The sequence below is a fragment of the Winogradskyella rapida genome, assembly GCF_042675845.1.
GTDB classification, from domain to species: Bacteria; Bacteroidota; Bacteroidia; order Flavobacteriales; family Flavobacteriaceae; genus Winogradskyella; species Winogradskyella rapida.
The window spans coordinates 1884123-1906383 of record NZ_JBHTKM010000063.1 but is presented as its reverse complement, the minus strand read 5'-3'; the positions used below and the strand labels follow the sequence as shown (position 1 = coordinate 1906383).

The window sequence follows — 22261 nt, the reverse complement described above, 5'->3', positions numbered from 1 at the left end:
CCTTTTCTGTTTTATAGAGAACGGCTTGCTTCATGTTTATCCTAGACGTCACTTTAGCTTAAGCCATCACAATGATGTGCCGATTAAGCTCTAAGTTATTAGGACCTTAAAGTACACTAAGTGCTTTAGAAAACAAAGCGCTTTACTGATCAACCAGAATAGATAGAAGTTAAAGGCTTAAAATTTCCGTTAGAAGTTCATTCTATAATCCTCTTAGGGTTTCCAATAGGGATAACAATTTATAGCGTATACCTTCCTCCTCAACCTCTAAATACTTCTAATAAGCATCATCTACGTCTGTACACTTTCAACTTAAAACATTTAAAATCTATATGACTTTAACGTATCGTCTTCGTCCGAATAAGAGTGGGTTTACGTCGCGTATTAGCCCCATTTAATTAACTCTTAAGTGTCAACCTAATGCCAATTTGAAATCAGTCGAGCTGTTCTGCACGCCCTGCTTTTTTTCGACAATATTATTTTCTGAAGGTGACCAATTCTTCTGGGTTAGAGACCTCAAAACACAACCATATTTTCTATAGACCGCTTTATGTGATTTCAAGATATAGAAAAACCCTTAAGGAACTAATAAGCCCTAAAGGATATCTATAATTTTCAACTTCTTAATACGACCTACACCAAAGAAAAACACTTAGGTTCTAAACTAAGACTCAAACCCAAACCGCTATAAAACACAAAAGGCAAAAGCTCTCGCTTTTGCCTAATGCCGGGGTACATAACGCAGGGGTTATTTAACCATTAACTTAAAAGTTTTAAAATCGAATTGTTGACTTACAATCTTGCATAAATACAAGCCTGAACTTAAATTCTCTCTATTCACTTTTATCGTGTTTACTCCTGAAACTACATCGTGATAAGCTGTGTAAACAACCTTTCCGGTTTGATCATAGATTACAAACTGAACTTTTTCGCTATAATTAGCTTTAAAATTAATAGACGTGTGCGTGGTCATGGGATTTGGGTAGGGTTTTAGGGAATTCGGGTTTGGGGTAATATCTGTTAGGGATAGGGTTTCTGTCTGTGAAAATCTTAGGTTGTTTAACACCATTTCTTTTGATGTCGCTGTTCCGTTCTCTGCCACCATGGTAAAGACTATAGTAACCACATCGTTTAAATCTACAGGTGTAAAGGTGCTATTCTCTAAATCGGCTATAGAGATCGTAAAATCTTGAAGTGTATCCGTTAAGCTAATCGTGGTTTTAAACTGGTCTTCCCACTCAATTACACTTTCTTTTACAAATGTTATTTCTAAATTCCCTGTACCTTTCGCGCTTAATTTAAAGCTATTAAAGTCAGACACATCTACAGCTTTAAAACGTGGTGTTAAGGCTCTGTAAGTGGCAACGTAACTGCTGGTTGTTGCATTTAAGGTCACATTTCTTTCTACCGGATAATCAGAAGTTTCAAAATCAAAATCATTAGTGGTAACATCGTAAAGGCTTACTGTAGTTCCATCTTGTGAAGCATCTACACCCCAAGGGCCGTCAGACATAAACAAATCATCTGGAGTGGCTAGGCCATCGCCAATTCTAAATCCGATATCGAAAAGGTTCCCAGTATCTACTCTCACATTGGTGATATAATTACCGCTCAATGCTATGGTAGAATTTAGGTTTCCAAAGTCTTCAGTTTCTGTTGCTCTATAACCCGCATCTAAAGTCACATTTTGTGTCCCGTTGGTATTAATAATTTGAAGATCTAAGCCGCCATTGGTATAACTTCCCTTTCTTACAAATACCGTTGGAGGTGTAGAATTGTTATAGCTAGAAATGGGTTTCTGAACCGCTAACAAATCCAAAACTTCTTGTCCTAGGGTGTACAAATCGTCTACAGTATTAGACCAAATCTGGAAGTTATAGAAAGTAACATTTGCTTCGTATTCGTCAAGATTCCAGTGGCTTTCTACGGCAAATTCAGCTTCATTATTCACAACTTTAGCCGATAAGCTTAAGACAAATTCATAGGTACCATCTTCATTTTTAATAATGGATTTTATAAATTGTTGTTCGTTAATATCAATTGTAGAGACAGAGATCAGTTCAGCTCCTAATAAACGATCACAGATATATTTAGTATGCTCATAAACGCCATTTTCTGTTTTTAAAGCCAGTACAGACGCCACTGCAATATCATTCTTCATATAATCAACCGCATAGATTTCAGTCGCATTAGTGATTCCTATTAAATCTGATGGTGTCGCTTCAACCGCTTCATCTTCATTGATACTTGTTAGAGGCACAAAGTCTTGTAGTACAAAACTAGAATTCGCATTTCGGTTAGCATAGGTTAATCTTCTCTCTACAATAGGTGCTGTAGCAGCATCAAATTTGTATCCGGTTTTTGCTCTTTTGAAATTACGTGCATTAATTTGTTCTGAAAGACGACTATTACTTTCTAATCCTCCATCATTAGAACTTGATGTTGGTGGCTGAATCACATCACACAATCCGAATCCAGAACATGAAGGATCTTCACAATCAATAAGCCCGTCCCCATCATCATCAATACCGTTATCACAAATCTCTTGCATTACAGGAGCCGTAGGACAACGTGCCCCATCATTACTAGAACTTGAAGGTCCGAAGGCAAATAAATTAGCCTCTATAATATTTAGACCGTTTAAATCTTGTACGGCTTGGATAACATAAATGGTTCCGGTTTGGTTTGCTGAGATATAAAAACGACCTTCATTATCAAAATAAACCGCTCCGTAGACATAGTTTAATCCCGATAAAATTGGCACAACTCCTAGAGGGGTTACCACACTCGTTTCAGGATTAATACGGTATAGAATATTACTGGTCTTTTCTACGGCGTAAAGTTGCCCATCTACAGCATTAAACGCCCAATCGTGAATATTAAGACTTTGAGATAAGCTTTCCGTAGCCTGATACTGCGTGTAATTCTCAGATTCCGGATTTAAATCAATTTTATAGTAAGTGCTTCCACCGGCTTTTAAATAATAAATTCCTTCTGAACTGATATCCCCTACATAACGGTTGTTGTTAGGCAGCTCACTAATATAATAAGAAGTCGTATTGAAATTTTCACCTATTCTTACAATGGTTTTTGATGGCGAACTTAAAGACCCCCAAATAAAACCATCTGCAGGATTGTAAGCTGTAGCATTAATATTTCCTGGGGTTACATCTTCTGCAACTTGGTAGGCGTTACCTGAAGCAAGATCAATGGCATACACATCGTTACGTTGAAATAGATAAGCATTATGATCGCAATTAAAAGGAACATCTTGTGCTTGAACTGTAAAACTCCACAATGCTATAGCACTAAGGATTAACTGGTTTCTTAAAGTGTAAAGTATTTTCATCTTCTATTTCTTATTAGGTTCTAGGACAAAATTAAAGCGATTAAGCGCCTGATTTTTTAATTTTCGATTGTTACAAATGAAGACACGGTGGTTGGCATTTAACTATCGATGAATGGTTTTGGGCGCCATTTACCTTGCTTAAAAAATAGGCTTATAAAAAAAAGGCAAAAGATTTCTCTTTTGCCTCAATCAAAATTAATTAACCCTCTTAATTCTTGTTATTAATCTAATGAACTAATGAACTGGTGTCAAAATTAAGAGAGATCTAGATGGTTTTCGTTTTAATTCGTTAAACCCTAATCTTGACCCGTTAGATGACCGAGATGTGTAGACGAATGGTAAACGCGCTAACCCAAACTGAGTGGGATGAATGCAAAAAAATATAGCCCGGATAGGCTATATTTTTTTATGAGCATGGATATAAATTAGTACTTATAGTAAATTAAGACGTTTCATCAGTTCTGGTCGGTTAGAACGACTTACCGGAATAACGTCTTTCTTTATAAGCACGCTGTTATCTTCAATATCAATAATCTTATCGACATTAATAATATACGACCGATGAACTTTTAGAAATAAACTGTCTGGGAGTTTATCAGCGATTTTCTTTAAGGTAGAATGCACCGTATAGTTTTTATCTTCGGTTTTAATTTGAATATAATCGCCTTTCGCTTCTACTAAATAAACACTTGGGATGTCTATTTTAATTAAACGTCGGTCTATATTCACGTAGAGATCATTGCCAGATGTGCTTTCTTCTTTTTCTGAGGTCAACTTTTCACTAGGTGTAGGCCTATGCGAAGAGGCTGCAACTTTTTGAATGGCTTTTTTAAAGCGTGCTGGTGTTATAGGCTTCACCAAATAATCAACAATACAATCGTATTCAAAAGCTTGAATAGCAAACTGAGGATCGGAAGTCGTTAATATAATTTTGGGTAGATTTTTTAGGGTTTCAATAAAATCGAAACCTGTAAAATCGGGCATATGAATGTCTAAAAATATCAAATCAACATCATGCTGATTTAAAAATTTTATGGCTTGCATAGCATTAGGGAATTCTTCTAAAATGTTTAAGCTATCTTCACTTGCGCAAAGTTGGCCTATAATGGCTCTTGCGGTAGCTTCATCATCAATAATAATACAATTCATGTCCTCCTAATTATAACTGTTGCAAATAATTGGTCATGGTCGTTAAAATAGATTCGAATTCTTCTTGAAGTGTAGTACGGCCTTCTAACAAATTGTTTTCGAATGCTACTGCAGTCTCATAACTCTTTTCAAGGCCTAAAATACTAATTTTATGTTTAAGTTTATGGACGTTGTCTGCCGTAAGTTTATAGTTTTTAGCCGCAATATTGGCGTAATAAATTTCCTTTTCTTGAGGAAATTCTTCATTGATGATATTAATTAACTTTTGCTCAAAATCTTTATCTCCGCCAGACATGCTGTGAATATAAGATAAATTAGGCTGTTCCATTTCGATCTTTTTTTAACGTAAAATAGAATGTTGTCCCTTCACCTAAAGTAGACTCTAGCCATATTTTACCCTCGTATAAATCTACAATTTTTTTTACAATAGACAGCCCTATTCCTGTAGATTCTACGTTATTTTCAAGTTTTTCGAATGTTTTAAAGATTTTTTCAAAATAAACAGTATCAATACCTTTACCATTATCTTTGACAAAAAATTTCCAATAGTCCCCTTGTTCAATGGCTCCCACTTCTATAAGCCCCTGGGCTTTATCATTATAGGCAATTGCATTTCCTATTAAATTTTGAAAAAGTTGTTGCAAACGGTATTTATCACCTTGAAGAATGGGCAACGTGGCTCTGGTGACTGTAATATGTTTTGGAATTTCAATACTACTTAAAATATGGTCCACGAGTTTGTTAAGATCTACATCATAAACTTCCATCTGATCTTTACCAATGGTCGAGTATTCTAAAATACCATTAATAAGGGTATCCATTTTTTCTACATTGGTTCTAATAAGGTCTAGCGTTTGCTGACCATGCGCATCAAAGGCAGCTTTATAGTCTTCTTTTAACCAAGCGGTTAAAGCATCTATACTTCTTAAGGGAGATTTTAGATCGTGAGACACCATATGCGCATAATCACTTAATTCTTGGTTTTGATGGGCCAATTCATCTAAAAGCGATTCTTTTTGCTTGTTCATTTCAATAATCTCCTTAGTCTGCTGGTCTATAAAACTCACCAATTCTGAACCTGTTAACGGCACAGCATCGGCTTTTTCACTTTCTTTTAGATTATAAAATTTAAGCGTATTGATAACGTCTTTAAGTTTATCTATAAGTTCTTGTTGCTCTTTTGCTTCGTTTTGTAACTTTTTATTGGCCGCAAAAAGCTCATCGGAACTAATAGACATAGCCCTTTGAATCATCGTAGACTGCTCATCGAAATTATTATAGGAACGATCCACAGCCGAAAGAAATTTTTCTAAATCTTTATGCGCCTTTAAATCTTCACTTAAATATTTTCGTATTTGCCGTTTTAGTAACGAATTCATTATTCACTAATTAGCGTTATCGTCATGGTTTGGTTATGTAACTGACAAGCGGTTTCGCCATGAAAAGGAGCGATCTCTCCATAACTATAAAACCCACTTATCGTAGTGCCTTCTCCTAAAATTTCAATAACCTCATCAATCTCTTCTTCTACGCGTTGGTCTAACACCAATTTACGACCAATACAGCTGACCAATAAGGCAACTTCAGGTTTGTTTTCTCTAAATTCTAAGGCTTGTTTCGCTGCCCGTTCTGATGCATTTGCAATATGATCTACATTGGTCATCATCAGTTGTACTTGAGAGTTTTCTTTAATATCTCCGGCTAAAATAACAGCATTCTCTTCTTCATTGATATTTAAAATAGAACGTACTATAGCGTGGTTTTCATCTTCTGATTTTACATTTAAAGGATATAACAAGGCCGCTCCTGGCAAATCTTTAGCCTTATCACCTAAATAGGTTTTGTACAAATCTAGTGCAGGCTGCCCGTCTAATTCATAAAGCACATTGCCTTCAGATTTTGTTACCGTGCGTTCTGGACCAAATGGCGTCCATCCGCCATAGATAGAAAAGGATATTTCTAAGCTTTCCCCATAAAATCCGATAGCTACAATTTCACCTTCTTTTGGGTTTTCATTATAAGAGGCTAGTGTTTTTTCAAATCGGGTATCATCTCCACACAACCCTCCAGTAATTAACAAATTGTCATCATTGGGTTCGCTCATTCCTTTGGTAAGTTGACTTCCGTTGATAAAGCTTCCTTCAGAAATCACAAACACATTTTTTAAACCTTCCGACGGAAATTGATTAATGAGATCCTTACCAGTTTTAAAACAGTCTAAATCTGTATTTAAGACGTTGCTGGTCTTAATCATGAATTTACTTTTCTCAAATTCAATCGCGGTAATCGTTATACTATCTTCATTCACCGTACGCAGTGAAATTTCTGCACAAGCAGATCCGAAAACAAGATGTCCATCTGGAAATAGCGCTTTAATCTCTTGGTAAATTAAGGGATCTTCTAGCAATAAGCGATTACCAAAAACTAAAACCAAAGGGGCTTTTAAAGGCTGTGCTTTACCAACATAAACCCAGTCTTCCTGACTGTGTTTAACTAATTGAACTGTTTTCATTTTTATTTTTTAAGGGTGAAGTAAAACGTAGTCCCCACTTGAGGCTCGCTTTCTAACCAAATTTGACCTTCGTGTAAATCCACAATTTTCTTTACAATAGACAACCCAATACCTGTAGAGTCTTTACTCTTATTTAAGGCATGAAAGATTTTAAAAATCTTATCGTGGTATTGTTTCTCTATTCCCATCCCATTATCTTGAATTGAAAATTTATAATGACTTTTTAAATCTTCGAAATCTATAATAATACGGCCCTCTTCCTTGTCTATAAACTTTATAGCATTACTTATTAAATTCTGAAATAATTGCTGAAGTTTTGTGGCATCCCCATGCACCATAGGTAATGGGTGAACGGTATGTATACTTATATGCTCTGGAATGTAAAGCATAGACAGAATGTTGCGAAGTTTTTTACTTAGGTCTACTTCTGCTTTGGTATTGGCTTCTGTCCCCACACTTGAATAATCGAGAACATCAGAAATTAGCTGTTCCATCTTTTCTAGCGTTGCTTCTATAAGCTCAAAGTTTTTAAGGCTTACCGCATCAAGCTGGTCTTTATTATCTTCTTTTAGCCAATTAACTAAGGCATCAATACTGCGTAATGGCGATTTTAAATCGTGCGAAACGATATGCGCATATTCTTGTAATTCGTCATTACTACGCTCTAACTTTAGAAGTAATTTTTCTTTTTGAAGCTCTAAGGTTTTTAGTTCTGTAATATCTATATGCACGCCAATAGAGCCAACAACTTTCCCTTTAATATCATAATTAGGAGCGCCACTAATAAGCCAATATCGGTCATCTCCGGTCTTGGTTTTCACCTTAACTTCATAGGAGTTGGATTGCCCGCGTTGACGTTTTTCATTTTCTATAGCGATGATATCTACAGCTTCTTCACTATTGAAAAAAGCACTCGCATCTTCCCCTAATAATTCGGACTCCGAATACCCGGACATTTCCACAAAACTCTGGTTGACCATTAAGATCTTATTATCATTATCGACCTCTACTAAGCCCAAATTCATATTGGCAATAATGCTATAATATTTTTGTTTTTGAGTTTCTAAACTCTTGCTATAGGAACGTTTTAAGGTTACATCTGTAAAGGTCCAAAGGAAACCTTTAGACTGTTCTCCAATAGTAATGGGCAGGTAGTTGCGTTCTAGAATTTTACCATCTAACATTTCTAATTCATCTCCGAAAACGGCTTCTTTTGCCTCATCAATAACATGCATGCGTTGCACAAACGCCTCCGGATCTTTAAATAAGGTTTTATTCTGTTCTGCAGCTTCTGAGCAGTCCATACCATACAGATCGCCAAGGGCAATATCAATATTTAGGAGTTCGCAAAATTTATGGTTGGTAAGCACCACTTTACGATTTTCGTCTTCTAAAAGAATACCACTATCTAAGTTTAAGACTAGGGTGGACAGTCTGTTTTCGGATTCAATAAGTTTTTCTTTGGCTTCCCGTTCTTTAGAAACGTCTTCTACGGTAGCGACTTGATATTCAATTTCACCTTTAGCATCTCTAACCGCTGTAACATTGGTTTTTGCCCAAAAGATATCGCCATCTTTTTTAATATATCGTTTTTCTAAATTGTATTTATCAATCTCCCCATTAAAAAGTTGCTCTCTAAGTTTAACCGTCAAGGCTTCATCATCGGGGTGTGTTATATCTTGGGCTTTTACCGTTTTAAGTTCTTCTGCGGTATAACCTAACATATCAATTAAGGCCTGATTAATTTGTAACAAGCCCACATGGTCGGTTTTAGAAAGTGAAATACCAATAGGAGAATTATTGATAATAATACTCAATTGGTTTTTTTGTTCTTCTAGCTCTCTTTTTAATAATTTTTCTTGGGTAATATCGCGAACAATACCTTGTGCTGCTATTGGTTTTTTATTTTTGTCGTAGACGACACTCGCATTGATATGAACCCATTTTACGGCTTTATTTTTAGTGTAAATACGGGCTTCGTAATTTTTGAAGAAACCTTTAGTCCTTAATTCTTCAAAACAAACCATGGCATACTGATAATCATCTTTATGCACCAGGTCTATAACATTTACTTTTTCGCTTGAAATATCATAACCGAACAATCGGGTTGCGGCTTCATTAAATTTTAAAATATGACCGTTAATATCCATTAAGACAAAGGCATCAACGATATTTTCAAATACGCCTTGAAGTTGTGTGGATTTTTCGTCTAATAATTCCTCTAAGTGTTGTGAAGTGACGTAGAGTTCTCTAGATTTCTCTTCAAGGATTTTTTCAGCAGCTTTTCTTGCTTTTTTTTCACGCTCTAAGGCGCGCTTTAAAATGTCTGTTTGGGCTTCACTCATTAATTTTTAGTAATAATAAATCGGACTTCAGTACCGTCTTCTTTTATTTTTTCTAATTCAATAGTGGCTGTTGTATTAAAGTGTTCAAACGTTTTGTTCATTAAACCCAGTCCGAAATGATGCATCGCTCTACTCGATTTATAATCCATAACAAGCGAATTTTCGGTTTTGTCTATCACCTTAAAGGTTGGAAGTTCGGCATCAGGATAGATCTTTCTTACTTCTATATGAATATGATTTTCAATGGAAGATAACATCTCTATCGGATCTTTATACGTCGCTAACAAACCCGGATAACTGTCTTCTATAACACCGAAAAAATGTTCCGCATAAACCAGAAGAAGGTTGTCTATAGAAATCCCTGTATTTGCACTAAGATGCTGCAAGAGTTGCAACATTTCTGAAAAGCGATAGGTCCCCACTGAGGTGTATGCACCTTCAGATTCTAGCTCTGAACTGGTGATAATTTTATCTACCATTTCTAAACCAAACTTTTCTTCTACCAGATCTAAAAATTCTGTAAAGACAATACCTTTCATTACACCGTGATTAATTCATTGATACTCCAATACGAAAGAATTTTATCAATTTTAAAAACATAATCCTCATACTTTAAAGGCTTTAAAACATAACCTGCAATCCCAATTTTAAAACACTCTAATAGATCTCTCTGGTTATTAGAAGTGGTTAAAATAATAGTGGGGATATATTTTAAACGTTCGTCTGCTTTTAAAATTTTTAAAAATTCAATACCACTAATTTTTGGCATGTTTAAATCTAATAAAATAATATCAGGTAAACTATCTTTATTTTCAAGGATTTTTAAAGCTTCTTCTCCGTTATTAGCTTCGGTAATATTATGTTTTAATTGTAAAGAAGCTGAAGCACGATTAAGTTTCATAACTTCAATCATATCATCTTCAATAAGTAAAATATTAAGGGTTTTCATCGCCTAAAGGGGGTTTTAATACCGGACTAAATTAAAACTATAGATTTAATCCTATTTTTTAATTCGGTTGACTGGCTTTTAGTGTCGACGGATGGTAGAAAAGTGTCGACTAATGGAAATGCAAAAATGAGCTAAATAGCCGAAATCGCCTATAAACCCACAAGTCATACAGGTTAAAGCCTTCAAAAAACATAGCCCGAGAAGCGCTATTTACAGGAACTCTTAAAGGGTATCTCTTAGCTTTTTTGGCAAGCCTTTGACCACCATGGCATAGGAGTGGTCTATAAGTTCTTTTATCTGGGCTACAGAAAGTTCACCGCTGCGGAGATACACTATTCCACAGTTTTTTATGCATGTGATAGCCTGGTTTGATGCTTTGGTATTCCGCTCTCAATTCTTGTGCGTAATCAGGATCACACTTTAAATTCACAAAAGGCTCACCTTCTTCCCATTGTTTTAAAGAGGTTAGTGCAAACATTTTATCACACACTTTAAACACAAGCGTATCTTTATCAAACGGAAAATGCTCGGTAACTTCTTTTTTAGTTAAACAATATGCTCGGTAAGCTTCAATATCCATAACAAAGCATTTTACTTTAATGTTTTATTAGTCTCGCCGTCTATCTTTAAAGCGGAATAATCAATCTTCCAACCAATGGTTTCCACCAAATTCTCAATAAGATGGATAGCCTCTAGAGCCTCTTGCTTTGCCACATTAAAAAGGCCACTTTCTGGCACTTTATCTATAATATGAGCTTTAGCTTTGGTATGAAGATCCGTTAAATCTGCGGCTTCAAACCGATTGAACATCCCATCTCTTTTATCGTAATAATTAATATTACTTTCTATAGATAAAACTTTAGGTTCAGGGAAATGCGATAAAACTACGGTTTTGGTCTTCGCATTAGCCTGCATTTTTATTTTACTTAAATCAAAACCCACATAGGCTTTCGCATTAATAACCACTAGGGCTTTTTTACGACTAGAAATAAGTTTTAAAAACTTGGCCTTTACATCTTCATAATGGTAAATTTCAGCGAAATCCCCTTCCACAGTAACAAACTTACAAACCCTTTTTATTTTATCTAAAAGTAAAATGGACTGTTCATTAGCTTCATTTTGGGTTTTCCACGCTTTATAAACCGTAACCAATCCTAGCGTTACAAGGATACTGATAATGATGATAATAAAGGTTTCCATAGTGCTTTAATTATAGGACACAAGTTACTTATAGAGGTCACATAAGACTACTCCATAACTTTGTATAAGATTGGTTTGCTAGGACTGGCGTCATTTTCAAAAGGAGCAATTTGAAGGTTAAGTATGTACTTTCCGTCTTCAATTTTATTAGACACATAAATAAATTCTGTGATGGTTGCATCTAAACGCAATTTCCCTTTTGTATTCCAAAACGCGTTATGCGCTAAAAGTTCGCCTCCATCACTCTCTTTATCAACACTTGGCAAATCTATAAGCAAATGTTTAATGCCTTTCGTTTTTAAATAATTGGCCGCATCTTCTAATAAATACGTCGGATTGGTATGAGAATATTGTCTAGACTTCTTCTCCTTAGTATTAGGCAGCGTACGGATTACAATGGCTTCTCGCTTTTTATTTCCTAAAGCAAATTGCAATTGCTTTTTAGAAATCACATAATCCTCATCCAATTTTTCTGGAGCTACGGTAACCACCTCAGCTAAAAAGAAAAACTGTTTTAAATGTTTGTTGATGCTATATGTTTTCTCTGTAATATGCCCAACGGTTTCGGTATGCGTTCCATGAGCATGCGGATTAAACGTTATGGTATTGAAATTAACCACCGCCCCATCAGCTACACTTATGGTTTTTCCTTCTGTTGTTTCTGGTTCAATTTTAGGCGGCCCAATATACCAAGCATTCACATTACTAGCTTTACCCGTTAATGGAATTGAAATATCTAAAGGTTGCTTTAAATCTATTTTTAACTTTCTGGAATTGTATTGTATGGTTGTTATCATCGATGCTAAATTTACGAACACTAATCTTTAATTAATGTTTGAGTCTCTATTGGTCTAAAATTTCAAAAAATGTGTCTTACAAAACTACTTTATTTTAATTGTAATTTAAAGGATCCTCCTAGGCGTTCAACCTAAAGAGCTCAGAAGCAATACCATCGCACAAAAATTGCCCTTTTTTAGTGACGCATAAGTGGTCGTCTTTAAGATCTAATAAACCTTGAGAAAGAAAACTCTCTGCATTTTTAAGGAGATAGTCTTTAAATTCTGTTCCGAAATCGCGCTGAACTTTTGCTATAGAAACACCCCAAATGGTTCTTAAACCAGTCATCACATATTCGTTATATTGGTCGGTGTCGGTTAAAGTTTCAAGCTCTATTGGAAGTTTATTAGCAGCAATAGCAGCGAGGTATTTTGAATTGTTATTAATATTCCACCCTCGTTGTTTTCCATTAAACGAATGTGCAGACGGCCCAATACCAATATAAGATTTGGACTGCCAATAAGCCGTATTATTTTTACTAAAGTAGCCTTCTTTACCAAAATTAGACAATTCGTAATGTACAAATCCGGCCGCCTCTAATTGATCCTTTAGGAGGTGAAATTGTTCATGCGCCTGATCATCGTCTACATTGGCAATAGCGCCTTTTTTTATAAATGCGGCCAAAGCCGTTTTAGGCTCTACGGTTAAAGCATAACTAGAAATATGAGGAATACCAAAACTTAATGCCATTTCTATATTGGCTAGCCATTGGGCATTAGTCGCTCCTGGTATACCATAGATTAAATCTAAGGAAATATTATCAAAATACTTTGTAGCTTCTTCTAAACAGACTTTTGCTTCTTGGGCATTATGTGCCCGATTCATTAGTTTTAAATCGGCTTCAAAAAAGGATTGAATCCCTATAGATAAGCGATTAATTCGGCTTTTAGAAAGTTCTATAATACGTTGTTTAGATAAATCATCTGGGTTAGCTTCGAGAGTTATTTCTGGGTTTTCAGAAACTTTATAATGTTTGTAAACAGCATCAATAATAAACTGAATTTCATTATTTGATAAAACAGAAGGCGTTCCGCCTCCAAAATAAATAGTTTCAACAGTTATCGCTTCAAATTCCGATTTCCGAAGTTCTAATTCTTTAGCTAAAGCTTGCACAATGTCTTCCTTTTTCTTCATGGAAGTAGAAAAATGAAAATCGCAATAATGACACGCTTGCTTGCAGAATGGTATGTGAATGTATATGCCTGCCATTTTGTTTTTAATATTCAAATTGATGTTTTCTATTCTTCAATCAAATCATATAAAGTTGCAATCCTCAAATCGCAATAGAATTTCATAAACTGATAATACAGCATATCAAACTGACTTCCATAGATTTCTTTTCTAGTTTCCCAAGACTCATATTCAGGAAATTTAAGCCGAAACTGTCCTTCTACAAAACTTTCCCAAAGCTTCTCTGAAGTATTAAAAGTTGAAATATATGTGGTATCCGTTGAGTTAATCTTTAGTAATTCTACGACTAATGAATCTTTTATTTTTAATGAATTTGACCAGTTTTGGTGAGCAATATCATTAGCTTCTACTTGTCCTTGACTAAAACAAGAAAATGAAAAGCAGAAAACTAAAAGTATGATTAAGTATTTCATTTTACACTATAGATTGCTGTCTTCGCAGTAATGATTAAAAGTTATTTTTTTACACGATCTTCATTCTGTTTTACAAAAGAAGCCCAACCCGAATAACTCTTACCAACTTCTACACGTCCTTCATTATAAAAATGACAAACGGCCGCCGCTAAGCCATCCATAGAATCTAAGTTTTTAGGTAATGATTTTAGTCCCAACATGCTTTGTAACATTTTAGCCACTTGCTCCTTACTTGCATTTCCGCTTCCGGTAATGGCCATTTTAATTTTTTTAGGAGCGTATTCCGTAATCGATACTTCGCGAGACAAGCCTGCCGCCATAGCCACACCTTGTGCTCTTCCTAATTTCAACATACTTTGAACGTTTTTCCCATAAAAGGGTGCTTCAATAGCAATTTCATCTGGGTGATAAGTATCTATAAGCTCTACAGTACGTTCAAAAATAAGTTTTAATTTAATGTAGGGATCATCATACTTTTTCAGCATAAGTTCATTTAACTGTAAGAATTCCATCTTCTTACCTACCACTTTAATGAGTCCAAAGCCCATAATTGTGGTTCCGGGATCAATCCCTAAAATAATTTTCTCTTTAATCATGCTTTTAATTACAGTATCGGCAGCCATCCAAAGAAACAGCCAAGCCAAAGGTAAGGTTAAAAACACTACCATTAAAAGCCCCAAGCCCCGTAAGTGCCGGATCGTAATCCTCTAAAGACGTTAGACCATAAATATAAGCCACATCGCTATAGACGGCCACCTTTTCGTTTATAGCATAATGCAATTCTAAACCGCCTAAAAGATTGGCATAAGTTTGTTTATTTTCCTTTAAAGTCCCCAAAGGTTTAGCAAAACTAATTCCCGGGCCAGCATGCACAACGGTACGTATTCGGAGTGGTAGAAATCCTAGATACTCGGTAGGATCAAAGACAAATTGGGCATTAATACGAGAGTAGTTAATTTTAAATTCTGGAGTCTCACTTGCATTTTTAAATCGGTTAAAGCCAAAATCTAATTTTACACCATAACGGCTAGTAAGCATATGTTGCACCCCTAAATTTACGGTAGGGAAATTTACAGATTTTGCATAGGAACCCTCCACAAAGCCATCCGTAGTTGCGTAATTAAGGCCCACCGCAAATAGAGCTTTCCATTTAGACGTTTTACTATATTGGGCGTAACTTGTAAAAGTCATCACAAGGCAAGCCAAAATAAAAATGTATTTTTTAAAAGCGTACTGCATCTCTAAGTTTTTGATTTTATTTGTACTATGAATCTCAATAAACACTACAAAACTAAGCAATTATTGGTTTTACTCCTTAAGCTGAGTATTGTAGGGCTAGCATTCTATTTTATATCTCTTAAATTAACTGAAAACAATGATTTTCAGTGGAATGAATTTATGGCTTTTTTAAATGAAAACGCTGTTTTTTCATTTAAATTCATCGGGTTTCTAATACTATTAAGCATTTTAAACTGGTTTTTTGAAATCTTAAAATGGAAAAACTTAGTTGCCCCCCTATCTCCAATCACCTTAAAAATGGCTACGGAACAAAGTTTAGGAGCGCTTACCGCTTCTTTAATAACCCCCAACCGTATTGGTGATTATGGCGCCAAAGCCTTATTTTACCCAAAAGCCTTACGTAAAAAAATAGTACTCCTCAATCTTTTAGGAAATCTGGCACAAATGGGGGTTACCACCGTTTTAGGTTTTATAGGGCTCTTATGCTTTATACAACGCTATACCTTAACTCTAAATTATTCTAAGATTCTATTTTATAGCCTCGTGCTTTTGGCCTGTGGGGTTACGGTTTGGGGATTAACCCAAAGTAAACGGTTTAAAATTAAAGGCTTTTCTATACGTGCTGTTTTTAATTTTTATAAATCCATAGAGCGTCACCGCTTACTTAAAACCCTGCTATATGCCTCAGTGCGCTATCTTATATTCTCTTTTCAATTTTATGTTTTACTACAAATTTTTAATACGTCTATATCCTACACCGAAGCTATGATTGGTATTACAAGCCTGTATCTTTTGGCTTCAATAATCCCTGCAATTTCTATTTTTGACGTCGTTATAAAGGGCAGTCTTGCTGTATTTTTATTTGGGTTTTTAGACGTAAACGAACTCACTATTTTAGCGATTACCACACTGATGTGGCTATTCAACTTTGTAGGCCCGAGTATTCTTGGTAGTTATTTTGTACTTACATTTAAAACTCCGAAACTGATCAAACAATGTTAGTCGTCTTTTTTATTTGCAGCATCCTAGCCTACGTCATTGTAATAGGCCTACTGCGCTATGGTTTTGATCAGGTGCCAACACCGAGATTTCAACATACGGAAGCTAAAACACGTTTTACTGTGATCATTCCTTTTAGAGATGAAGCTGAAAACTTACCCCAATTACTCGCTTCCATTTCAAACTTAAATTACCCCGACGCCTTATTTGAGGTGTTATTGGTTAATGACGATTCTAGGGATGCCTCGCTAGCGGTGATAGAACGTCAACGTTCTTCAACCTCCAAAACCATTAGGGTTATTAACAACCAAAGAACCTCAAATTCTCCAAAAAAAGATGCGATTACTACCGCTATTGCTTTTGCAAAACACGAGTGGATTGTAACAACTGATGCCGACTGCATTTTACCTGAGTTATGGTTAGACACTTTTGATGGTTACATTCAAAATCAACAGTCTGATTGTATTGTAGCGCCAGTAAATTATCACGGCGAGACTTCTGTTTTTAACCGCTTTCAGACCTTAGATGTACTAAGTTTACAGGGTGCCACAATAGGGAGTTTTGGTATTCATAAACCGTTGATGTGTAACGGTGCCAATTTTGCGTATCGGAAAACGACTTTTGAGGCCGTTAATGGTTTTGAAGGGAATACCAATATTGCTAGTGGCGACGATATGTTTCTTCTTGAAAAATTTGTAGACCATACGCCGCAGAACGTGCATTACTTAAAAGCTGAAAACGCTACTGTTTCTACCCGTTTAGCAGAAGATTTTAAAAGTTTAATTCAACAACGTATTCGCTGGGCCTCTAAGGCAAGTAGATATAAATTTTGGTTTTCAAAACTGGTGGGTCTTGTAATTTTTGCTGGTAACCTTGTCTTTTTAGCTTTGCTTATTGCATTAATATGGCCTTATATTCCAATAGAAATTAGCTTATCCTTATTGGTTTTAAAATGGAGTATAGACCTTATGCTCTTATATAAAACGACGCGATTTTTTAAACAGGAATCGCAGCTTCGCGCTTATTTGTTGTCGAGTTTTTTATATCCTCTGTTTAACGTTAGTATTGCTTTGTTATCGCTGTTTACCACCTACCAATGGAAGGGGCGCCGTTTTAAACAGTAAGCTTATTGAATATTGACGATTATAGGCAGCTCAAAAGCTGTGGTCACCTCTTGGCGTCTTTTAATAGCCGGATAAATGGTGGGTAAGTGCATTAAACTTTGATGTAAGAGACTATCAATTTCTGGAATTTCCTGACGCGTTTCCGGTGCAATGACCATAGAGCTTATGTTTAATTTCCCGTTATTATCAATAATAATCTGAAGTCTAATGGTGTCGTTAACATCTTTAGTAACAAAAAGATTCTGTGCTGCTAAATAGCTATTCACGTTTCCTATTAAGGTGTTCTGAAAACAATCGCGCTTGTCCTCTTTTTCTATCAAGGCCTCACAATTTCCAAAAGTAGGATACGTGTCAACTTCGTTCCAATTAAAGGTTTGCAGTTCTTCTTCAAGCAAATCTTCAGGATAGACTTTTTTCTTTTCAAAATAATTGCAAGAGGTTGCAATAAGTAAGATTAAAAGACAAACAATTCGATTCATTACGAGTATTCTGATAGCGAAAAGTACGATATTTTATTCAAAAAGTAATGAGACAGTTCCCTTTTAGGTGGAACGCTATGGTCTAGTGCTTCATTTTACTGAAGGCGTAAGCTTGAGTCTAACTTTTTTAATCGTCACCCTCCTTTTTGCTATTTTTATTTATGTCTTAGATTATATTATTCCCGCTATGGGTACCAAACGTTTTGGCGGTAGCAAAGCCGGAATGCTTGGCACTACCTTAGGATTGCTTATCGGTTTAATTTCACCAATTCCTTTTGGTATCATCATTGGGCCTTTTAATGGTGCGCTTATTGGCGAGCTACATCGTAATGATTTTAATAAAGCCTTAAAAGCGGCCTTTGGAACATTCTTAGGATTTATAGCCTCAACTTTTAAAATTTATAGTGGTCCTCATTTATTTGGGCTGCTTTATTGTGGAGTTATCAGACCATAATTCGGCCTGGTATTAGCCGTAAAAAATAGAAAAAGCCTAGTTATATAAGAGATAACTAGGCTTGTTTTTCTTGCTATTAATTCAACAATAACTTAATAAGGGATTAATTAACTTTTGCTGATGGTACAAAGATATATAACACATTTAACTTTGAACTGCGGAAAAACCGTAACCCTGTTGTGGTAAAACCGTACTTCCCTTATTTTACTGGGGTTTCAAGCGTTTTAAAAATACTAAAAAAGCTATTTTTTAACATTTTTATTTATAAATAGCCTTTTTCACGAGCTTCTTTTAGTAGCGTTTCATCTTTTCCATCCTCGATTTCAAACAAAACTTTAAGCTGTTTTTTTCGTTTTTCAATAGCACTGGTAGAAATATCAAAATATTCATTGAGATTTTTAGTACGAATACCCTGTGCTAATAAATGTAGAATTTTTCTGTTGATATCATCAACGTAAATATCACTTGTAATGGTCTTTTTTATATAACTCTGTACCGTGCTGCTGTAATAGGGAGGCGATTCTAAAATTTGCTGAAAGCCATCAGCCAATTCCATAGACGTTAAATCACTTTTTATAAGAAAGCCATCTGGGTTAATTTCTTTAACGATATTATGAATACGGAAGGTCTCATTAAACATCGTTAAAATAACGATTTTAGTTCTTGGCATAAGTTCTCTAGCCAATAAAGCGAGATCTTCTCCAGAGGCATACTTTCCATCTTCCGATCCGGGTAAACTTATATCAAAAAAGCAGACGTGATAAGGGTATTTTTTAGAAGCACGTTCCATCATTGCTACTGCCGTATCGCAATTATTCGCGGTGTCAATATACAGGGTTTGATCGTCCTTTTTAGTGGCCGTCAATACATTTTGATAGCCTTCAATTATAATCGGATGATCATCGACCATTAATATTTTAATGTGTTCCATGAATTATAAATTTATATAGGGGAATTTTACATTTACAAGGGTACCATTTCCTTTTTCAGAGGTAAAAGTGATGGTTCCGTTTATATCTTCAACGCGCGATTTCATGTTTTTTAAGCCAATACCCTTCTTCGTTTTTGAACTATCAAAACCGTCACCGTCGTCTGTGATATTTAAGCAAATTAAACCTTTTTCTAAAGAAATACTAATCTCAATTTGGTTTGCATTGGCGTGTTTATAGATATTCTGCATCGACTCTTGAATAATTCTATAAATATTGATTTTCGTTTTATTTGAAATCTCATCCCAATCAATATCATCCGTAAACTTAAAGCTGTACGCTAAATCATAAGCTACAGCCTGATTTTCAACCAACTCCTGAACAATATCCATAAATCCTGATCCAGAGACAAAATCGGTATTTAATTCATGAGAAATTTTCCGAATATCCTGTTCTACATTCTGAAGCTGTTGAATATACTTTGCGCGGGTTAACACCGCATCTTGACCTTCCTTTAAGTTAATACTATCTAAACTTAGGCGAATACCAAAAAGTCGCCCTAAAACACCATCATGTAACTCTTTAGACACTCTAACTTTTTCTTTCGCTCGGGCTTCATCAACTTTATCTTGCTGCACCAACATTAAATTATAGATGTCTTCATTGGCTTTCTGCTGCATCTGCAGCATTTCTAACTTTCTATTTTTTACCCGTTGTAATATGACGATATAGAGCAAAATCGCAAAGAAAATTACACCTAAAGTTAGCATCACTAAATACAGATTTTCTTTAGAGATTTGTGCATTTTCAGCTTCTATTCTTTCATTTTGAGCCTCTAATTCATCAGTTTCAAATTCTATACGGGCATATTTATTTCTTACGGCATGGTCAACCTCCAGCAAACTATCTGAAATTCTAATATGTTCTTTTAAATAGTATTTTCCTTTGTCGCCATCATCGGTATCAGCAAGTAATAGCAAAGCTTCTTGCTTAATTTCATTAGACGATACTTCATAAGAAATCGTTAAGGCTTCATTGGCATATTTAACCACGGAATCTAAGACTTGCTCCTCCTTGTATAACTTTGCCGTATGCAGTGCGACGTTCATTTTAAGCACGTCGTCATCCAAATCATTCGCCATACGATAAGCATCGCTGAATTGCCCTTGAACAGTATCAAAATTATAGTTACCCGATTCTAATTCTGTATCGGCTACATTATTTAGTATTGTGGCATAAAAGGACGGATCCTCACCTTCATACTGGTTCCGGGCTTCTAAAAGGGATTCGTAAAGTTCTATGGCTTTAGCATAATCGCCCATTCTTCTATAAACGCCCGCTTTGTTATTAATGGAATAAATTTCGTTGAGATAGCCATCATCAATAATATCGGTATAGGCATTAGACTTATCGTAATAATCAATAGCCGCTTGGTAATGTCCTAGTTCTTTAGAAATAATCCCTAAAAGATTGTAGGCATTCCATAATTTATCGGATCGAACTTTGTTTTTAGGGAGTCTACTTAGAATTTGAATAGATTTAATGGCAGATTCTTCAGCTCCCGCATAGATTTTTTCAATCTGAAGGATATCGGCAATATAAAGTAAGGCGGTCGCCTTTTTTTCAGAAATTTCGTTGGGTGAAAAATATTTTAAGGATTGGGAATAAAAGTAATAAGAGCTATCATTTTCTTCAAAATAACGATACGACGAACCCAAATTGGAGGCGGCTACAATTATAGAGCTTGAATCGTTAAGCTTCTTAGCAAGTTCAAAATTTCCACGGTTAAGACTTATATATTTATCATATAATTCTGAATGAAAATAAGACACAGACAAATTTCTATTCGCTTTTAAAATCAAAGAATCTATCTGAGTCTCTGTGGCCAGTTCCGATGATCGAAGCGCAAATTCTAGACGCTGATTCGCATCAAAATTCAGGTCTTGCGACTGCTCAATTAAGGCATTTATTTGGTTAAGGGCTTTGTTTTGAGCTCCAAGGTATAGAATGCTACCAAAACATAGGAAGCCTATAAAAATGATTTGTTTCAACAAGGTCTATTGATTTATATCAAAAATAGACTAAAATTATAATATAGATTCTTCTTCCCTATAGAAGGTTTACAAATCCTCCTGTCTCTCAAATACTAAGCGTGTGTTTCTAAGATTTTTTTCTTCTTGTCTGTAGCCAGTAAATCTTTTGGAGAATACGTTTTGTAAGTCGGTGCATCGTCACTTGGAACTACGTTGTCAGAATTTACGACTGAGACTGCTAAGACTAAGATGGCGATTAAAGCGAAAGTAATTTTTAAAGTTTTCATAAGGATTATAAGTTTTTGAATTAGGGATTAAGATTAAGCGTGTGTTTCTAAGATTTTTTTCTTCTTGTCTGTAGCCAGTAAATCTTTTGGAGAATAAGTCTTGTAAGTCGGTGCATCATCAGTTGGAACTACTGTATCAGAATTTACGACTGAGACTGCTAAGACTAAGATGGCGATTAAAGCGAAAGTGATTTTTAAAGTTTTCATAAGGATTGTAGGTTTTTGAATTAGGGATTAAGATTAAGCGTGTGTTTCTAAGATTTTCTTCTTCTTGTCTGTAGCCAGTAAATCTTTTGGGGAGTACGTTTTGTACGTTGGTGCATCATCGGTTGGAACTACGGTATCAGAATTTACGAATGAGACTGCTAATACTAAGATGGCGATTAAGGCGAAAGTAATTTTTAAAGTTTTCATAAGGATTATAAGTTTTTGAATTAGGGATTTAAGATTAAGCGTGTGTTTCTAAGATTTTCTTCTTCTTGTCTGTAGCTAGTAAATCTTTTGGAGAATAGGTTTTGTACGTCGGTGCATCGTCAGTTGGAACTACCGTATCAGAATTTAAGACTGAGACTGCTAAGACTAAGATGGCAATTAAAGCGAAAGTGATTTTTAAAGTTTTCATAAGGATTGTAGGTTTTTGAATTAGGAATTAAGATTAAGCGTGTGTTTCTAAGATTTTCTTCTTCTTGTCTGTAGCCAGTAAATCTTTTGGGGAGTACGTTTTGTACGTTGGTGCATCATCGGTTGGAACTACGGTATCAGAATTTACGAC

At 35.4% G+C, this 22261-nt stretch carries 24 protein-coding genes and 1 pseudogene; 3 read left to right on the top strand and 22 right to left on the bottom strand.

Features of this window, described 5'->3' with window-relative positions:
* Positions 1 to 748 precede the first annotated feature (748 nt).
* The 15 genes and pseudogenes from ACFQ13_RS15585 to ACFQ13_RS15515 form a co-directional block, all read right to left on the bottom strand.
* A complete protein-coding gene (locus tag ACFQ13_RS15585) occupies positions 749 to 3349 on the bottom strand; it encodes a DUF6923 family protein (protein WP_386118965.1) in 2601 nt (866 codons plus the stop codon).
* Positions 3350 to 3781: 432 nt separating this feature from the next.
* Positions 3782 to 4498 (bottom strand): LytR/AlgR family response regulator transcription factor, encoded by a 717-nt coding sequence (locus ACFQ13_RS15580; RefSeq protein WP_386118964.1) that lies wholly within the window; start codon positions 4496 to 4498, stop codon positions 3782 to 3784.
* Positions 4499 to 4508: 10 nt separating this feature from the next.
* Entirely contained in the window at positions 4509 to 4826 is a 318-nt protein-coding gene (locus ACFQ13_RS15575) for an Hpt domain-containing protein (protein ID WP_386118961.1), read from the bottom strand.
* Entirely contained in the window at positions 4813 to 5877 is a 1065-nt protein-coding gene (locus ACFQ13_RS15570; protein ID WP_386118958.1) for a sensor histidine kinase, read from the bottom strand. The genes ACFQ13_RS15575 and ACFQ13_RS15570 overlap by 14 nt, the downstream gene beginning before the upstream one ends.
* On the bottom strand, positions 5877 to 7010 hold the full coding sequence (locus ACFQ13_RS15565) for an FIST signal transduction protein (RefSeq protein WP_386118956.1): 1134 nt from the start codon (positions 7008 to 7010) through the stop codon (positions 5877 to 5879). Before ACFQ13_RS15565 ends, ACFQ13_RS15570 begins: the two co-directional genes overlap by 1 nt.
* Positions 7011 to 7012: 2 nt before the next feature.
* Positions 7013 to 9355, bottom strand: a complete 2343-nt coding sequence (locus ACFQ13_RS15560) for a PAS domain-containing sensor histidine kinase (protein WP_386118953.1) — start codon at positions 9353 to 9355, stop codon at positions 7013 to 7015.
* Positions 9355 to 9894 (bottom strand): heme NO-binding domain-containing protein, encoded by a 540-nt coding sequence (locus tag ACFQ13_RS15555; RefSeq protein ID WP_386118950.1) that lies wholly within the window; start codon positions 9892 to 9894, stop codon positions 9355 to 9357. Before ACFQ13_RS15555 ends, ACFQ13_RS15560 begins: the two co-directional genes overlap by 1 nt.
* Positions 9894 to 10304, bottom strand: coding sequence for a response regulator (locus ACFQ13_RS15550; protein WP_114308410.1), 411 nt, complete (start codon positions 10302 to 10304; stop codon positions 9894 to 9896). The genes ACFQ13_RS15555 and ACFQ13_RS15550 overlap by 1 nt, the downstream gene beginning before the upstream one ends.
* A gap of 222 nt (positions 10305 to 10526) precedes the next feature.
* Positions 10527 to 10884: pseudogene (locus tag ACFQ13_RS15545) on the bottom strand (MmcQ/YjbR family DNA-binding protein).
* Between the two features lie 11 nt (positions 10885 to 10895).
* The gene (locus ACFQ13_RS15540) at positions 10896 to 11504 is read right to left on the bottom strand and encodes a DUF4230 domain-containing protein (RefSeq protein ID WP_386118947.1); all 609 of its coding nucleotides are present in this window, start codon (positions 11502 to 11504) and stop codon (positions 10896 to 10898) included.
* Positions 11505 to 11551: 47 nt separating this feature from the next.
* On the bottom strand, positions 11552 to 12301 hold the full coding sequence (locus ACFQ13_RS15535) for a cyclase family protein (RefSeq protein ID WP_386118944.1): 750 nt from the start codon (positions 12299 to 12301) through the stop codon (positions 11552 to 11554).
* 118 nt (positions 12302 to 12419) lie between these two features.
* Complete coding sequence (hemW, locus tag ACFQ13_RS15530) at positions 12420 to 13550, bottom strand: radical SAM family heme chaperone HemW (protein ID WP_386118941.1); 1131 nt, start codon at positions 13548 to 13550, stop codon at positions 12420 to 12422.
* Between the two features lie 29 nt (positions 13551 to 13579).
* On the bottom strand, positions 13580 to 13945 hold the full coding sequence (locus ACFQ13_RS15525) for a hypothetical protein (protein WP_386118939.1): 366 nt from the start codon (positions 13943 to 13945) through the stop codon (positions 13580 to 13582).
* Positions 13946 to 13986: 41 nt separating this feature from the next.
* Entirely contained in the window at positions 13987 to 14541 is a 555-nt protein-coding gene (gene ruvC, locus ACFQ13_RS15520; RefSeq protein ID WP_386118937.1) for a crossover junction endodeoxyribonuclease RuvC, read from the bottom strand.
* Positions 14542 to 14545: 4 nt separating this feature from the next.
* Entirely contained in the window at positions 14546 to 15184 is a 639-nt protein-coding gene (locus ACFQ13_RS15515) for a cell envelope biogenesis protein OmpA (protein WP_386118934.1), read from the bottom strand.
* A gap of 27 nt (positions 15185 to 15211) precedes the next feature.
* Here ACFQ13_RS15515 and ACFQ13_RS15510 point away from each other — a divergent pair, with 27 nt between their 5' ends.
* Together ACFQ13_RS15510 and ACFQ13_RS15505 are read left to right on the top strand one after the other, a co-directional pair.
* Entirely contained in the window at positions 15212 to 16186 is a 975-nt protein-coding gene (locus tag ACFQ13_RS15510) for a hypothetical protein (protein ID WP_386118931.1), read from the top strand.
* Positions 16180 to 17307, top strand: a complete 1128-nt coding sequence (locus ACFQ13_RS15505; RefSeq protein ID WP_386118929.1) for a glycosyltransferase family 2 protein — start codon at positions 16180 to 16182, stop codon at positions 17305 to 17307. The genes ACFQ13_RS15510 and ACFQ13_RS15505 overlap by 7 nt, the downstream gene beginning before the upstream one ends.
* Before the next feature lie 2 nt (positions 17308 to 17309).
* On the opposite strand, the gene ACFQ13_RS15500 is transcribed toward ACFQ13_RS15505, so the two are convergent.
* Entirely contained in the window at positions 17310 to 17786 is a 477-nt protein-coding gene (locus ACFQ13_RS15500; protein WP_386118926.1) for a hypothetical protein, read from the bottom strand.
* Between the two features lie 112 nt (positions 17787 to 17898).
* On the opposite strand from ACFQ13_RS15500, the gene ACFQ13_RS15495 reads away from it, so the two are divergent.
* A complete protein-coding gene (locus ACFQ13_RS15495; RefSeq protein ID WP_386118923.1) occupies positions 17899 to 18240 on the top strand; it encodes a DUF456 domain-containing protein in 342 nt (113 codons plus the stop codon).
* Positions 18241 to 18502: 262 nt separating this feature from the next.
* On the opposite strand, the gene ACFQ13_RS15490 is transcribed toward ACFQ13_RS15495, so the two are convergent.
* From ACFQ13_RS15490 to ACFQ13_RS15465, 6 genes are all read right to left on the bottom strand, one after another.
* Positions 18503 to 19171: a response regulator gene (locus tag ACFQ13_RS15490; RefSeq protein WP_114308398.1), complete on the bottom strand. Its 669-nt coding sequence runs from the start codon at positions 19169 to 19171 to the stop codon at positions 18503 to 18505.
* 3 nt (positions 19172 to 19174) lie between these two features.
* Positions 19175 to 21223, bottom strand: a complete 2049-nt coding sequence (locus ACFQ13_RS15485; protein WP_386118920.1) for a tetratricopeptide repeat-containing sensor histidine kinase — start codon at positions 21221 to 21223, stop codon at positions 19175 to 19177.
* 92 nt (positions 21224 to 21315) lie between these two features.
* Entirely contained in the window at positions 21316 to 21489 is a 174-nt protein-coding gene (locus ACFQ13_RS15480) for a hypothetical protein (protein ID WP_386118917.1), read from the bottom strand.
* A gap of 33 nt (positions 21490 to 21522) precedes the next feature.
* Complete coding sequence (locus tag ACFQ13_RS15475) at positions 21523 to 21696, bottom strand: hypothetical protein (RefSeq protein WP_181858349.1); 174 nt, start codon at positions 21694 to 21696, stop codon at positions 21523 to 21525.
* Positions 21697 to 21729: 33 nt separating this feature from the next.
* Positions 21730 to 21903, bottom strand: a complete 174-nt coding sequence (locus ACFQ13_RS15470) for a hypothetical protein (protein WP_386118910.1) — start codon at positions 21901 to 21903, stop codon at positions 21730 to 21732.
* Between the two features lie 34 nt (positions 21904 to 21937).
* Positions 21938 to 22111: a hypothetical protein gene (locus tag ACFQ13_RS15465; RefSeq protein ID WP_386118907.1), complete on the bottom strand. Its 174-nt coding sequence runs from the start codon at positions 22109 to 22111 to the stop codon at positions 21938 to 21940.
* Between the last annotated feature and the right edge of the window lie 150 nt (positions 22112 to 22261).

Bases quoted from the DNA above. Each gene is read 5' to 3' on its own strand.
- ACFQ13_RS15585 (WP_386118965.1), bottom strand. From the start codon at position 3,349: ATGAAAATACTTTACACTTTAAGAAACCAGTTAATCCTTAGTGCTATA.
- ACFQ13_RS15580 (WP_386118964.1), bottom strand. From the start codon at position 4,498: ATGAATTGTATTATTATTGATGATGAAGCTACCGCAAGAGCCATTATA.
- ACFQ13_RS15575 (WP_386118961.1), bottom strand. From the start codon at position 4,826: ATGGAACAGCCTAATTTATCTTATATTCACAGCATGTCTGGCGGAGAT.
- ACFQ13_RS15570 (WP_386118958.1), bottom strand. From the start codon at position 5,877: ATGAATTCGTTACTAAAACGGCAAATACGAAAATATTTAAGTGAAGAT.
- ACFQ13_RS15565 (WP_386118956.1), bottom strand. From the start codon at position 7,010: ATGAAAACAGTTCAATTAGTTAAACACAGTCAGGAAGACTGGGTTTAT.
- ACFQ13_RS15560 (WP_386118953.1), bottom strand. From the start codon at position 9,355: ATGAGTGAAGCCCAAACAGACATTTTAAAGCGCGCCTTAGAGCGTGAA.
- ACFQ13_RS15555 (WP_386118950.1), bottom strand. From the start codon at position 9,894: ATGAAAGGTATTGTCTTTACAGAATTTTTAGATCTGGTAGAAGAAAAG.
- ACFQ13_RS15550 (WP_114308410.1), bottom strand. From the start codon at position 10,304: ATGAAAACCCTTAATATTTTACTTATTGAAGATGATATGATTGAAGTT.
- ACFQ13_RS15540 (WP_386118947.1), bottom strand. From the start codon at position 11,504: ATGGAAACCTTTATTATCATCATTATCAGTATCCTTGTAACGCTAGGA.
- ACFQ13_RS15535 (WP_386118944.1), bottom strand. From the start codon at position 12,301: ATGATAACAACCATACAATACAATTCCAGAAAGTTAAAAATAGATTTA.
- hemW (WP_386118941.1), bottom strand. From the start codon at position 13,550: ATGGCAGGCATATACATTCACATACCATTCTGCAAGCAAGCGTGTCAT.
- ACFQ13_RS15525 (WP_386118939.1), bottom strand. From the start codon at position 13,945: ATGAAATACTTAATCATACTTTTAGTTTTCTGCTTTTCATTTTCTTGT.
- ruvC (WP_386118937.1), bottom strand. From the start codon at position 14,541: ATGATTAAAGAGAAAATTATTTTAGGGATTGATCCCGGAACCACAATT.
- ACFQ13_RS15515 (WP_386118934.1), bottom strand. From the start codon at position 15,184: ATGCAGTACGCTTTTAAAAAATACATTTTTATTTTGGCTTGCCTTGTG.
- ACFQ13_RS15510 (WP_386118931.1), top strand. From the start codon at position 15,212: ATGAATCTCAATAAACACTACAAAACTAAGCAATTATTGGTTTTACTC.
- ACFQ13_RS15505 (WP_386118929.1), top strand. From the start codon at position 16,180: ATGTTAGTCGTCTTTTTTATTTGCAGCATCCTAGCCTACGTCATTGTA.
- ACFQ13_RS15500 (WP_386118926.1), bottom strand. From the start codon at position 17,786: ATGAATCGAATTGTTTGTCTTTTAATCTTACTTATTGCAACCTCTTGC.
- ACFQ13_RS15490 (WP_114308398.1), bottom strand. From the start codon at position 19,171: ATGGAACACATTAAAATATTAATGGTCGATGATCATCCGATTATAATT.
- ACFQ13_RS15480 (WP_386118917.1), bottom strand. From the start codon at position 21,489: ATGAAAACTTTAAAAATTACTTTCGCTTTAATCGCCATCTTAGTCTTA.
- ACFQ13_RS15475 (WP_181858349.1), bottom strand. From the start codon at position 21,696: ATGAAAACTTTAAAAATCACTTTCGCTTTAATCGCCATCTTAGTCTTA.
- ACFQ13_RS15470 (WP_386118910.1), bottom strand. From the start codon at position 21,903: ATGAAAACTTTAAAAATTACTTTCGCCTTAATCGCCATCTTAGTATTA.
- ACFQ13_RS15465 (WP_386118907.1), bottom strand. From the start codon at position 22,111: ATGAAAACTTTAAAAATCACTTTCGCTTTAATTGCCATCTTAGTCTTA.